Genomic DNA, 13745 nt, shown 5'->3' on the forward strand with positions numbered 1-13745 from the left:
ATTAAAATCGATGTCTTTTTTATGTACAAAAAGAGCACCGCCAATTGGCAGTGCTCTTTCTTTTGAAAAAGACAGATTACTTAACGATTTCGCAGAACTCAACGATTTCGGCATCTGGTCCTTTGATGTTAAAGAACTTAATACCCTTGTCCCAGAATGGCAAGTGTTGTACTTCTGAGTCAATCATATCGAAGCCAGCAGCCTTAGCTTCCTTGAAGGCAGCGTCAGCATCGGTCGTGTTCATTGAGATGTGGTTGATTGCACCTGGCTTACCAGTAGCACTTTCATCATGCCAAGTTTCAATGGTCAAGTGACCGCGATTCATGAAGATAACTTCGTTTGAAGGAAAGTCACCAATCTTTTTGAAACCAAGTGATTCCCAGAACTTCTCGGCCTTAGCCAAGTCCTTCGTAGGAATACCGATGTGTTGTACGTCATCAAAATAATCAGTAAATGCCATGATTTTAACGTCCTTTCTAAGACAGTCAATCCATTAATTAAACTTCAGTTGAAGCGCTAATCCCTTGGTGCTTTAACTTAGGGAAGATATGCTTGTCACCCCAACCTGTGATGCTTCCTTGGAAGAGGAAGGCAAAGACAGTTCCTAAACCATAGTTTGAGAAGTTTGGTAGTGCAATCAAAGCGACAACCCCAATAATCGTTGGTGGAATATAGGAAACCCACATCGCGATTCCAGCGTTACCCTTGAAGTACTTGAAACGTAAGATCTGCATTAAGTCATCGGCAGGGTGCAAAACAACGTTTGCTCGCTGGTAAATTGAGATGGCAACAGCAATTAAGGAAACACCCAAGAAGTTTAGGAAGACGTAGAAGATAATCATTCCGAAACCATGCGCTTCTGGCATGATGCTGTTGAACCAGGTTGAAAAAACATTAATCAAGAGTGAGAACGGCACCATGAAGGCAATGTTTCCAAAGAACTTCCAGAGGTTAATTTTGCGGTCTAAAATCATGTTCAAAACGGCGATTAAAACACCAACGATGAAGAAGACCCAAGAAAGACCAGATGCTGTGTTGCCCATGAAAGACATGTTCCAACCGTTTTCAGCAGCCGTCCAGTAGGCAGAACCTAGGAAGGCCGGGTGAATTTTTTGACTAGTCGCAATTGTCAAGACGTTTCCCATCGAGTTAATCACAAGGGAGAAGGCGAAGTAAGCAATCGCTGTACCCCAGCTGATGGTACGGTTACTCTTCTGCATGGGTTAGGCCTCTTCGCCACCGACTTTAACAACGGCCTTTGAAACAACACCGAGACGTCCATTAACAAAGTCGTCAACTTGGTTGAAGTCTAATTCGTGTGACATCAATGGCTTAACGTTAAGCTTACCTGATGACAACAATGCCAATGAATCTTCGAAGGCGTTAGGGTTGATGAATGAACCTTGAATCGTCAATTCCTTTTGGAAGACTTCGTAAGTGTTCATTTCGAACTTAGCATCGGGTCCACCAACACCGAACATCAAAACTTGACCACCACGGGCAGCTGATTCGATAGCTGATTCTTGAGTTTGTGGCATTCCTACGGCTTCGATGACAACGTCGTAAGTAGAAGCAGGAATCTTGTCACCGTTCTTTGTGTTGTAAGTATTCTTAACACCGAATTGTTCCTTGTTCATCTTCAACTTTTCGTCAACAATTCCGGCCAAGTCAACTTGGTGAATACCATAAGCTTGCAAGATTTGAACAAACAATTCACCCATGAAGCCATCACCGATAACCAAAGCCTTTTGGTAAGGTGATACCTTCAACAACTTGATACCGTGAACGGCACATGAGATTGGTTCAACGATTGAAGCAGACTTCAAGTCAACGTTATCAGGGATTGGGTAAACAACAGATGCAGGTGCAGTGAAGTATTCTTCAAAACCACCATCGCGTGTAACACCAACGGCTGACAAGTTTTCACACAATTCTGGACGATCTGTGTGGCAGTACTTACATTGACCACAGTAAATGTTAGGGTCAACAGAAACGCGATCGCCGACCTTCAAGTTGGTTACGGCTGAACCAACTTCTGCAACGACACCAGAGTTTTCGTGTCCCAAAACGATTGGAGGAACAGCGTCGGCTGAACCAGGCAATCCTGCGTACAATGCGTGGTCGGTTCCACAGATACCAGCGAAGGCTGTGTGAATCAAAACCTCATTAGGCTTAACTTCTGGCTTATCAATGTTCTTGATTTCCAATTGCTTCTTACCAGTTAATACAAGTGCTTCCATGACTTGTCCTCCAATATTCTTTGTTCTTCTTTACACAATGTATGATAAACCTTGAGCAAGTGACTGTCAAGCAAATTCGCTTTTTTATTTTTATTTTTTTAAAGATGTATTTTGAGATTTTTTCTTCTATAAATAGGGTGAAAAAAACACATTAATCTGGTGTTTTGTTTAAAACTTTGGCCGAAAAGAATTTAATTGTTTAATTTTCTTAAAAAGGCTTTTCAAAAGCAGACTTTCCTATGGGCATAGGGTATGATTAAAGAAAGTCGTGTATTTTATCTCAAGTTAATCTAGTCAAAATAAGATAAATTTGAGAATATTTTACATTATCGATAGTTGTAGTTAGCTTAAAAGGGAGAGTGTGATGGTCTTAGCCTTAGATTTTATGGCTGATTGGTTAGCGCATATTGGTCAAGCAGAAGCGAATTTTTCCGTGACGGAATTGTCGATTTTGTTCTTACTTATTTTAATCGAAACGGGGGCGATTATTGCCGGATTCATCCCTGGTGATGCCTTAGTCATGACAGCTGCTGGTTTTGCAGGTAGGCACCATTCTCCGACAGAATTCATTGTGTTAGTTATTTTATTCACAGTTGCTTCCGCTATCGGGGATTCGATTAATTATTGGCTGGGCGCCTGGATTGTGAAACAGGTTGATAAAATTCCGTGGGTCAAACGGCACCTTAATGAAGATTTGTCGGATAAAATTGCCCACAACCTCAATCCAAAGCGTTGGTTACTCTTCATCATTATGGGCCGCTTTATTCCATACATCAGAACCATTGTGCCATTGTCAGCCCACCGTTTGAAGTTGCCCTTTAAAACGTACTTCCATATGTCGGCGCTCGCTTCATTTCTATGGGCTTTGACCATGGTGACGATTGGCTACTTTTTTGGTCACTTGACTTTGCCAAAGGGTGTATTACCGACTATTATTATCGTGGGACTGGTGGCTGCCATCTTAATCCTGCGTTCAAAGCGTTTTCGCCAATCCATTATTCAATTGATTACAAAACCTACTCAAGAGAAAGAGGAAAAATAACATGACGGATTACAAAGAGACCTTTCAGACATGGCGATCGGCCGACTTACCTGTTGATTTAAAAAACGACCTGGCTAACATGTCGGAAGAGCAGATGGAAGAGGCTTTCTACCAAGATATGGCCTTTGGAACAGCAGGAATGCGTGGCCACATGGGGGCCGGCACCAACCATATCAACGTTGTGACGGTCGCTAAAGTCACGGAGGCGTTGGCTCGCTACATTGATGAGCAGGGCCAAGCTGCGAAAGATCGTGGTGTGGTGATTGCCTTTGATTCTCGTCATCACTCAACGGAATTTGCCATTGAAGCCTCCCAGGTGCTTTCGGCACATGGTATCAAAGTCTATCGTTTCTCTTCTTTGCGTCCTACGCCTGAATTGTCCTTTGCGGTTCGTTTTTTAAAGGCCTTTGCCGGCATTATGATTACTGCTTCACATAATCCGAAGGAGGACAACGGGTACAAAGTCTATGGTGAAGATGGCGGACAGATGATTCCCGAAGCCGTTCAGGCAGTTATCGATGCACGTGCGGCGATTGAGAATCCTTTTGCCATTCAAAAGGATGTGAACGAAGAAAACGTTCAAATCATTGATGACATGGTTGACAATGCATACTTAGCAGAAGTAAAAACCATCTCGGTTGATCATGAATTGATTGAACGAGAAGGTGCCGCACTCAAGTTTGTCTATACGCCACTCCATGGGACTGGACAATACATTGGCGAAAAAGCCCTGCAGCAGGCAGGCTTTACCAACTATACAATCGTCAAGGAGCAGGCCGAACTCGATGGTGATTTCCCAACGGTTAAGAAGCCAAATCCGGAAGACCCAGCAGCGATGGCACTTGGAATCGAATACGCCAAGAAGGAACAAGCTGACCTAGTTGTCGCGACCGATCCGGATGCCGATCGAATGGGCGCCGCGGTTCGTCTGGCAGATGGTTCTTACCAAGTGTTGACTGGGAACCAGATTGCGGCACTGATGGTTAATTACCTGTTAACGGCAAAGAAAAAGACGAATACATTGCCTGACAACGGTGCAATTGTGACTTCAATCGTTTCTTCTCGCTTTGCTTCAGAGATTGCTAAATCATTCGGCGTAACGACTTTTGATGTTCTAACCGGGTTTAAGTACATTGCGGCCATGATTGACCGTTTTGAAGAGAAGAAAGATTACACTTATCTCTTTGGTTTTGAAGAATCATATGGCTACTTAATTAAGCCCTTTGCCCATGATAAGGATGCGATTCAGGCGTTAGTGCTCTTTGCCGAAATGGCCGCCTACTATAAGGAAGCGGGTCGGTCCTTTGCGGATGGCTTGAATGACTTGTATGAACAATTTGGTTACTTTGAAGAAAAGACCATTGCTTATGAGTTCCCAGGCGTTTCTGGCCACCAAGAGATGGTGGACTTGATGACAAAGTTCCGTAATGAAAAGCTCGAAAAAGTCGCCGGACAACTGGTTCTGGCTACACAGGACTTTGCGAGTCAGACTCAGATTGATCGAGTTGGTGCTAAAAAGAAGATGCCACAGCCCAAGGCCAACGTTTTGAAATACTGGTTGGCTGATGGTTCTTGGATTGCCTTGCGTCCCTCCGGAACGGAGCCAAAGTTGAAACTCTACCTGGGTGTGGTGGCTGATTCAAAGAAGGAAGCCGATGAGAAGCTGGCTGCCTATGAAAAGGAAATGGCTGCTAAAGTGCAGGGATAATCCCATTGCATAGCAAAGCATCCTTTGCTATACTAGTAAAAGGCAATAAGCCATAATTAACGGTAATCCGCTGTGCGTGAGTCGGTTCGGCAAGCATACGATTGGCGATTAGGAGAATGACATGCGTCAAAACATTTTGTTAGAAAAAGTTACCTCAGCTCAATTGCGGAACGATATTCCTGAATTCCGCGCTGGTGACACGGTTCGTGTCCACGCCAAGATTGTTGAAGGAACTCGCGAACGTGTTCAGCTCTTTGAAGGAGTTGTCATCAAGCGTAAGGGAACTGGTATCCAGGCCACTTACACGGTTCGTAAGATTTCTTCTGGTGTTGGTGTTGAACGTACCTTCCCAGTACACTCACCACGTGTTGAAAAGATCGAAGTAACTCGCTTTGGTCAAGTTCGCCGTGCCAAGCTTTACTACTTGCGTGCATTGCAAGGTAAGGCAGCTCGTATCAAGGAACGTCGTCGCGACGTTTAAGTTCGAGTTCGAGTCTCCACTACTTAGTGGGGACTTTTTCTTTTGAAAAAATGTTATTGAAAGGAGCCGATGTTATGGCGGAATTCTTACAGGCTAAGGATAATCGACGGATTTTACACGTTGATATTGATGCTTTCTACGCTCAAGTTGAAATGCGTGATAATCCGGCTTTACGTAAGGTTCCCCTTGGTATTGGTCGCGATCCGGACCTACACCACGGACACGGGGTGATTGCAACAGCCAATTACATTGCTCGTCGGGCTGGCGTTCATTCAGCCATGGGGTCCATTGAAGCCAAGCGGGCCTGTCCGAACTTAGTTTTTGTGGCACCTGACTTTGAAAAGTATCGAGCAATTTCTGGACAAATTCATCAAATATTTCATGAATTTACGGATATGATTGAGCCGGTGGCTTTAGATGAGGCTTACCTGGACGTGACGGCCAATAAAATGGCCGCCCCGACATTAGCGGCTCAACTGCGTCATCGTATCTGGCAGGAAACCCAGTTAACTTGTTCCGTTGGCGTTTCCTATAACAAAGTTTTGGCAAAACTCGGCTCTGAGCACCATAAACCAAATGGTGTGACCGTCATTCCCCATGAATTGGCACAGGACTTTGTGTTAAGCCTCCCGATTAAGGACTTCAGAGGGGTGGGTAAAAAGACCTTGGAAAAGTTCGAAAAATTGGGGGTGACGGATGGTCGTGACCTATATGCCATGTCCTTAGATGAATTACGTGTCCAGTTTGGTTCGTTTGGGGATGTTTTATACTGGCAGGCGCGGGCGACCCACTTTAGTCCAGTTAAGGACCGGTCGGTACGCCAGTCCGTGGGGAAGGAATCGACTTTTGAATTAGCCTTACATGATCGCAGCGAGGTGGAAATGACTTTTAAAACCTTGGCTGAAAAAGTCGTTTTGAATATGAAAAAGAAAAAACTACTCGGTCGGACACTCACGGTGAAGATTCGCGATGACGACTTTAAGACACAGACGAAAGGCATGACGCAGGCCGTTCCCTTTGAACTTGATGCCGCCTTTTTGGCTCGCCAAGCCATGCTGATTTTTGACGAAGCCTATCCTGATAATTTTTCTATCCGTTTACTGGGATTAACCTTCTCGAACATTGTTGAACAAAAATATGAAGCTGTTTCTCTTTTTGATTCGCTCTAGAACTGCTCTTTCTTTGAGGTGCTTTTCTAGGGTATAATGAAAGGTAGAGAAAAAAGCAAGGATAATAACATGGCAAGCATCCAAGAAGATATTTTGGCACAAATTAAGCGGTATGATACCATCATCATTCACCGTCATCAACGACCTGATCCGGACGCCTATGGATCGCAACTGGGCTTACAGGCAATTTTGAAAGCTTCGTTTCCCGAAAAAAAGATTTATGCAGCCGGAAAAGCGATTCCTGGTCTCGCATGGATTGGTGACGGGAATCCCATTGCGGATGAAGTGCCGGATTCTGCTTATAAGAAAGCTTTGGTGATTGTCGTGGACACGGCTAACGATCCTCGTGTGGACGATCAGCGTTGGCGCAATGGAATGGAAGTGGTCAAGATTGATCATCATCCAAACGTGGAACCGTATGGTGACTGGCAATGGGTCGAAGATGATGCGTCGGCAACGGCTGTTTTAATTTATAAATTCTTCGACCTATTGAAGAATCAGGGACTAAGAATGACAAAGGAAGCGGCTCGCTACCTTTACATTGGCATTATCGGGGATACTGGTCGGTTCATGTATTCATTAAACGACGAGGTCTTTGAAGTTGCCGGTAAGTTGGTCTCTTACGGTTTTGATTACCAAAGCATGTATACGCAGATGACGACTTTACCGGAAGCAGCGGTGAAATTGTCCGGATGGGTCATGCAACACATCACGGTGCTCGATTCAGGATTTGCCTACGTGGTCTTGAACCGTGATTTGCTCGATTCTTTTCATTTGGGGGATGCCGGGACATCATACACGGTCTCGATTCCCTCACGAATTGATCGCGTGAAGGCCTGGGCCATTTTTGAAGAACAAGATAACGGCGATTATCGGGTGCGTTTGCGTTCCCGTTCCATCGTAATTAACCAAATTGCACAAGATTTTGATGGTGGGGGGCACCCACTTGCTTCAGGAGCTTGGGCATATGGTAAAGAGCAGATTCAAGAGGTCATTGATCGTGTGGATACTGCCCTTAAAAATGAAAAGTAAGCTCAGCATTTGGAAAAATTCAATCACAGCTGAGCCAGAAAGTAAGGACAAATATGTCAGAAGAAAACCAACAATTTGGCCAGTTTAATTTAAAACCGGCTGTACTTGCTGCGTTGAAAAAAATTGGGTTTGAACACCCGACACCGATTCAATCAAAATTGATTCCAACCGTTTTACGGGGTGGTGATGTAGTCGGTCAATCGCAAACCGGTTCGGGTAAAACGCACACTTTTTTGGTACCAATTTTTAATCAATTAAAACCAGAGTTACAACGCACACAGGTGGTGATTACAACCCCGTCCCGTGAATTGGCTGCTCAAATTGCTAAGGCTGCTAGGACGTTTGCTGAAGCAATGGCAATGGAAAAGGTTTCTATTGTGGAATATGTCGGTGGAACGGATAAAGCTCGCCAGGTTCGTCAATTAGAAAAGCACCAACCACAGTTAGTGGTTGGGACACCTGGCCGATTGGCTGATCTGGTGAAGACGGGTGCCTTGGTGGTGAACCAAGTGAAGACCCTTGTGGTCGATGAGGCCGACATGACCCTGGACATGGGATTTCTGCCGGACGTGGACTTTTTAGCTGCTGCGATGCCAAAGGATTTGCAAACACTCGTCTTTTCTGCAACAATGCCTGAGAAACTCAAGCCGTTTTTACGGAAATATCTTGAAAATCCTTCCTTTACAACCATTCCTACGTCAGCAACCATTGCGGATACCATTGATAATTGGTTAATCTCAACGCGTTCCAAGGATAAGGAAGAAGTGATTGATCAATTGCTCTCGATTTTCAATCCATACTTAGCGCTGATCTTTGCTAACACAAAGGAACGAGTAAAGGAATTAGCTAAACACCTTCGTCATCAAGGACTAAAGGTTGCTGAAATTCATGGTGATATTCCACCTCGTGAACGCCGTCGCGTCATGAAGGGAATTATGAACCTCGATTATCAATATGTTGTGGCGACTGATCTGGCTGCTCGAGGAATTGATATCGAAGGGGTTTCGCACGTGATTAATGACGGGGTCCCTGGAGAACTCGAATTTTTCGTTCACCGTGTTGGACGAACGGGGCGAAACGGTTTGTCTGGAACGGCTGTCACTTTGTATGGACCAGATGAAGAAAATAAGATTGCTGAACTAGAAAAACTTGGCATTGTTTTTCAAAATAAGCAAATTAAAAATGGTGACATTGTGGCTGTCAAAGACCGGAAAGCCCGTTACCAACGTCAGGCAACGACGAAGAAGCTTGATCCTGAAATGGTCGGCATGGTTAAGAAAAAGAAGAAAAAGGTCAAACCAGGCTATAAACGTCAGATTAAGAATAATTTGAAGCGTAAGCAACAGATGGACCGTCGAATTGAACAACGGCAGGAAAGAAGAAACACTCGCCGGGAAAATAAACAGGGTTAGTTAAACCAAAAAAAGCAAGCCAATTGGGCTTGCTTTTTTGATGAATCAAGATTTTTTAGAAATCAATGGACGATGTAGAATCACGGTTTTTACGTAATTTCGGATCGAATGCTAGTAGAGAATTAGTAATGGATTGTTCGACCGATAGTTCGTCTTCTTCGGATTCAAGTGCTTGATGATCTTCATCAAGTGAAGGCGTTTCGACTTCTTCTATATAGGAATGATTGTCAGCGACTGGTTCATCGACTTCGGAATCCTCGATAACGGTTGTTTCGTTCGTTTCGGCAATGTCTGGGTTGTTGATTTTCTTATCCACGAAAGTCGTTGTTTGTGGCGCTTCTGCAGCTTGTTCAACGACGGCCTGTGATTTTTCGTTCTTATCTGCCATTGTGTCAAAGTAGGCATCGCGTAAGCTGACTTGTTCGGCAGCGGTAAGTGAATGAATCTTATGTTCATTATCAACCATAATGGTGATGGTGACGGCGTTTTTCCGTGTAATAACCTGAAAATAACCTTCCGAAACTGCTTCGTTTTGTAATTCAACTTGCTGAGCTAGGAAGCCGGTTTCAAGAGAAAAGTCCGCTTGTCGGTTTAGTTTTAAACGGTCTGCTACCACCGGTCCAGATAGTACCCACTGTTGTTCTGATTCGCTTTGGTAAATGATTTCCACTTGACCAAAAGCAGCGGTTTCGAAAAATTCGCTAACTTCGGTAATTGATTCTAGTGGAAACTGACGGGCAAGTTCTTTTCCAGCCCAGTAAGTAATGGTAGCGTAGTCATCAGTTAATAAGTTTTGAAGCAAGCCATCCCGTAGTAGGAGGGAGGCAAAGGCGTTTTCAGACCGGTTTGAACCGATGGTTTGATTGGCGTGATCATTTGTCATGTGGCAAAAATCCTTTCTTCTAAACATTATAACAAAAGGAAACCCCTACGAGCGGTCCTCTCTTGCTTTTTTTCTTGAAACAACGATAATAAGGGTATGAAAAAACGACAAAATGCAATTGGAATGATGGATTCTGGTATTGGGGGGCTGACCGTCCTAAAAGCCACGAAGGAGTTGTTACCAAACGAATCAATCGTCTTTGTTGGTGACAACGCTCGCAACCCGTACGGGCCACGCAATTCCGAAGAAGTAATTGAGTTTAGCCGGCAAATTGCCCGTTTTCTTGTCAAAGAGCACGATATTAAGGTGTTGGCCATCGCCTGTAATACAGCGACAGCCTGCGCACTTCCGGTTCTGCAGTCTGAATTAGATATTCCAGTAATTGGTGTCATTGAATCCGGTGCGAAGGCGGCCGTTTCGGCCTCTAGGACGGGTCGAATTGGCTTGATTGCAACGGAAGGCACGGTGAAATCGAATCGCTATCAAGAAGATATCAATGAATTAGAACCATCCGCAAAAATTTTTGCACAAGCTGAACCCGATTTTGTCCAACTTGTTGAAAAAAACCACTACCACAGTACTGAAGCGGAACGGTTGGTTGCTAGTCATTTGAAACAATTGAAAAATGACCAGATTGATACGCTTATCCTCGGCTGTACCCACTTCCCACTCTTGACACCTGCTATTCAACTAGCCGTCGGGAAAGGCGTATCGTTAGTTGACGCTGGTGCTGCTACGGCAAAGGATTTGGCTGACCGTTTGCGTCAATTGAATTTATTAGATGATGAACAAAAGCATTCGGTAAAGTACGAACTTTACACGACTGGATCTGTTTCGAACTTTAAGACCATCGCCACCGACTGGCTCGGGGTTGGTGATTGGCAGTTTGAACACCTATCATTGCAAAAGCTCGAAAAGGAATAGGAGAAGGTGAATGGCTCGATTGATTATTGCTAGCAAAAATGCACATAAAATCCAAGAGATTAAGGCTGCCTTAGCAGCAGCTACCATCAACTTGACGGTACTTTCGCTGGCCGATTTACCTGATTTACCCGACATTGTCGAGGATGGCAAAACCTTTGTGGAAAATGCCAGTAAAAAAGCTGAGACCATTTCGGCTAAGTACCCAGATGATTTCGTTTTGGCCGATGATTCTGGTCTAACAATTCCCGCTTTAAATGGTGAGCCGGGGGTCTATTCAGCTCGTTACGCTGGTGACCATGATGATGCCGCAAATAACCGAAAAGTCCTGGCAAAATTAGCGGGTTGTCGCGGGATTGAACGAGAAGCTTTTTTCACGACCGTGATGGTTATGGTTGGTCCTAACCGACGCAATTTAGAAACAGTTGGTCGTGTTGATGGCTTCATTACAGAAAGCTGGGATGGGCAAGCGGGTTTTGGATATGATCCGATTTTTTACTATGCCCCGGCTGAAAAAACCTTTGCAGAAATGACGCTTTCGGAAAAGAACAGCCTTTCACACCGGGGGCGTGCCTTGCAAGAATTAGTGAACGAACTACCGGCCTGGTTGGCCGAATAAAGTCGGGAAACCGACTTTTTTAATTTAGTCACAATAACGAGTCGGCAGTCCCAATCAACCCATAAATAAGCTATAATAAACATAATGACTGATGAAAATCCACAATTTAATGCCTGGTTTGAAGGACAAAATCAAACAGATGAGTTACTAAAAGATGCCAAGGCAAACCAAGAAGAGCAGGAAAGTGAGCTCTCGTTACGTCCCAAAAAGTTGTCGGAATACATTGGACAACGAGCGCTGAAAGAAGAATTGGCTGTCTACCTTCAGGCGGCTAAAATGCGCGAGGAAGCGCTGGACCATGTCTTGTTGTTTGGACCTCCAGGTCTTGGAAAAACAACTTTGGCTATGATCATCGCGAATGAATTAGGGGTGCACCTAAAAACGGCCTCAGGACCCGCGATTGAAAAGGGCGGGGACTTGGTCGCCTTGCTAAACGGATTGGAGCCTGGGGACGTCCTCTTTATTGATGAAATTCATCGCTTACCGATGAACATTGAAGAGATGTTGTACTCAGCCATGGAAGATTTTTACATCGACATCATGGTTGGACAAGGACCAACGGCCCGGGCCGTTCACTTTCCCCTGCCACCCTTTACGTTGGTAGGAGCCACAACCCGGCCTGGTATGTTATCGAAGCCACTCCGCGACCGGTTTGGTATCATTAATTCGCTGGCCTATTACGAGCCGGAAGACCTAGCCGAAATTGTCAGCCGAACGGCCGCGATTTTTGAAGCCCCAATTACCAAAGAGGGGGCGTTGGCAGTGGCCCTTCGCTCGAGAGGAACGCCACGAATTGCGAACCGTTTGTTAAAGCGTGTCCGTGATTTTGCTCAGGTTGCCGGCCAGTCCGCGATTGAACCGGAATTAGTGGATATGGCCTTGAATAAGTTGCGAGTTGACCAAAAGGGTTTGGATGAAACCGACCACAAACTTTTACTAGCCATGATTGATCTCTATCATGGAGGCCCAGTCGGCTTAGCCACAATTGCCGCTAATATCGGTGAAGAACAAGATACGATTGAATCGATGGTCGAGCCCTACCTGTTGCAAATTGGTTTTTTGAAACGAACGCCACGTGGACGCGTTGTGACAGAAACGGCTTACCATCATTTGAATCGACCATATGAACATCAAGATTAAAAAGGGGAAACTTCCATGGGGGATGCGCCACATTACCAATTATCAGACTTTGATTATGATTTGCCGGAAGAGCTGATTGCACAAACACCGTTGAAAGACCGTTCTTCCTCGCGTTTGCTGGTTTTAAATGCCTTGACTGGTAACTATGAGGATAAGCACTTTTATGATATTTTGGAATATTTAAACCCGGGTGATGCCCTGGTGATGAATAATTCCCGCGTGTTACCAGCTCGCTTGCATGGTGTTCGGCCAAGCACGGGTGGCCATGCGGAAGTTTTGTTACTACGTCAAGACCATGATGACGTCTGGGAAGTTTTAGTTAAACCGGCTAAAAAGTCACCAGTTGGTTCAACCATTGTCTTTGGAGATGATTCAAAGCACCCCGTTATGACCGGAACAATTGTGAAGGAACTGGACCACGGTGGTCGCTATATCCAATTCGACTATCGAGGAATCTTTATGGAACGTCTGGAGGAACTGGGTGAAATGCCGTTACCTCCATACATTAAAGAAAAGTTGGACGATCAGGAACGTTACCAAACGGTGTATTCCAAAGTCGATGGTTCGGCCGCTGCTCCAACTGCTGGGCTCCATTGGACACCTGAGCTACTTCAAAAAGTCGCTGATAAAGGTGTCGAATTAGTCGAGCTGACTTTGCACGTGGGACTCGGAACCTTCCGTCCGGTTGATGAAGAAAACATTGAAGATCATCAGATGCACTCGGAGTTTTACCAGTTATCAGCCGAAGCTGCGGCCAAGCTGAACAAAGTTCGGTCAAATGGTGGTCGAATCGTTGCCACGGGAACCACTTCGATTCGTACCTTGGAAACCATTGGAACAAAGTTTAATGGAGAACTGCAGGCCGATTCTGGCTGGACGGACATTTTCATTAAGCCGGGTTATCACTGGCAGGTTGTGGATGCTTTCATTACTAACTTTCACTTACCAAAGTCGACGTTGGTTATGCTAGTGGCCGCTTTCACTGGTCGTGATAATATTTTAAAGGCGTACCAACACGCTGTTTTGGACAAGTACCGTTTCTTCTCGTTTGGGGATGCGATGTTTGTCCACAAGTAATGGAAAAAAGGCCCCTTGGCC

At 44.9% G+C, this 13745-nt stretch carries 14 protein-coding genes; 10 read left to right on the plus strand and 4 right to left on the minus strand.

The genetic code is table 11. The annotated features are described in order from the left end of the window. Window positions 1-76: 76 nt before the first annotated feature. Genes ACSYSL_RS00145 through ACSYSL_RS00155 form a run of 3 tightly spaced genes read right to left on the minus strand, consistent with a single transcriptional unit; the run spans window position 77 to window position 2240 of the window. Window positions 77-460, minus strand: a complete 384-nt coding sequence (locus ACSYSL_RS00145; RefSeq protein ID WP_010691613.1) for a VOC family protein — start codon at window positions 458-460, stop codon at window positions 77-79. Window positions 461-497: 37 nt separating this feature from the next. Continuing rightward, window positions 498-1220 carry a DUF6198 family protein gene (locus ACSYSL_RS00150; RefSeq protein ID WP_010691612.1) on the minus strand — a complete coding sequence of 241 codons (723 nt, stop codon included), beginning with the start codon at window positions 1218-1220 and terminating at the stop codon, window positions 498-500. 3 nt (window positions 1221-1223) lie between these two features. Continuing rightward, window positions 1224-2240, minus strand: a complete 1017-nt coding sequence (locus ACSYSL_RS00155) for a zinc-dependent alcohol dehydrogenase family protein (protein WP_010691611.1) — start codon at window positions 2238-2240, stop codon at window positions 1224-1226. Window positions 2241-2625: 385 nt separating this feature from the next. Here ACSYSL_RS00155 and ACSYSL_RS00160 point away from each other — a divergent pair, with 385 nt between their 5' ends. The 6 genes from ACSYSL_RS00160 to ACSYSL_RS00185 all read left to right on the plus strand — a co-directional run bounded on the left by ACSYSL_RS00160 (window position 2626) and on the right by ACSYSL_RS00185 (window position 9084). Further along, complete coding sequence (locus ACSYSL_RS00160) at window positions 2626-3282, plus strand: DedA family protein (RefSeq protein ID WP_491708665.1); 657 nt, start codon at window positions 2626-2628, stop codon at window positions 3280-3282. A gap of 1 nt (window position 3283) precedes the next feature. Then, window positions 3284-4990: a phospho-sugar mutase gene (locus tag ACSYSL_RS00165; protein WP_491708666.1), complete on the plus strand. Its 1707-nt coding sequence runs from the start codon at window positions 3284-3286 to the stop codon at window positions 4988-4990. A gap of 121 nt (window positions 4991-5111) precedes the next feature. After that, complete coding sequence (rplS, locus tag ACSYSL_RS00170; protein ID WP_010691607.1) at window positions 5112-5471, plus strand: 50S ribosomal protein L19; 360 nt, start codon at window positions 5112-5114, stop codon at window positions 5469-5471. Between the two features lie 74 nt (window positions 5472-5545). After that, window positions 5546-6640: a DNA polymerase IV gene (gene dinB, locus ACSYSL_RS00175; RefSeq protein WP_491708667.1), complete on the plus strand. Its 1095-nt coding sequence runs from the start codon at window positions 5546-5548 to the stop codon at window positions 6638-6640. A 69-nt stretch (window positions 6641-6709) separates the two neighbouring features. Continuing rightward, window positions 6710-7672 (plus strand): DHH family phosphoesterase, encoded by a 963-nt coding sequence (locus tag ACSYSL_RS00180; protein ID WP_491708668.1) that lies wholly within the window; start codon window positions 6710-6712, stop codon window positions 7670-7672. Between the two features lie 53 nt (window positions 7673-7725). Continuing rightward, window positions 7726-9084: a DEAD/DEAH box helicase gene (locus tag ACSYSL_RS00185; protein ID WP_010691604.1), complete on the plus strand. Its 1359-nt coding sequence runs from the start codon at window positions 7726-7728 to the stop codon at window positions 9082-9084. A 55-nt stretch (window positions 9085-9139) separates the two neighbouring features. Here ACSYSL_RS00185 and ACSYSL_RS00190 read toward each other — a convergent pair whose 3' ends face one another. Next, window positions 9140-9967, minus strand: coding sequence for a YslB family protein (locus ACSYSL_RS00190; protein WP_491708669.1), 828 nt, complete (start codon window positions 9965-9967; stop codon window positions 9140-9142). Between the two features lie 96 nt (window positions 9968-10063). On the opposite strand from ACSYSL_RS00190, the gene murI reads away from it, so the two are divergent. From murI to queA, 4 genes are all read left to right on the plus strand, one after another. Continuing rightward, on the plus strand, window positions 10064-10891 hold the full coding sequence (gene murI / locus ACSYSL_RS00195) for a glutamate racemase (protein WP_491708670.1): 828 nt from the start codon (window positions 10064-10066) through the stop codon (window positions 10889-10891). A 10-nt stretch (window positions 10892-10901) separates the two neighbouring features. Then, the gene (rdgB, locus tag ACSYSL_RS00200) at window positions 10902-11507 is read left to right on the plus strand and encodes an RdgB/HAM1 family non-canonical purine NTP pyrophosphatase (protein WP_010691601.1); all 606 of its coding nucleotides are present in this window, start codon (window positions 10902-10904) and stop codon (window positions 11505-11507) included. 84 nt (window positions 11508-11591) lie between these two features. Next, window positions 11592-12647: a Holliday junction branch migration DNA helicase RuvB gene (gene ruvB / locus ACSYSL_RS00205; protein ID WP_010691600.1), complete on the plus strand. Its 1056-nt coding sequence runs from the start codon at window positions 11592-11594 to the stop codon at window positions 12645-12647. A 15-nt stretch (window positions 12648-12662) separates the two neighbouring features. Continuing rightward, a complete protein-coding gene (queA, locus tag ACSYSL_RS00210) occupies window positions 12663-13724 on the plus strand; it encodes a tRNA preQ1(34) S-adenosylmethionine ribosyltransferase-isomerase QueA (RefSeq protein ID WP_187753179.1) in 1062 nt (353 codons plus the stop codon). Window positions 13725-13745: the final 21 nt, after the last annotated feature.

The sequence above is a fragment of the Fructobacillus sp. ESL1129 genome, from assembly GCF_058507945.1.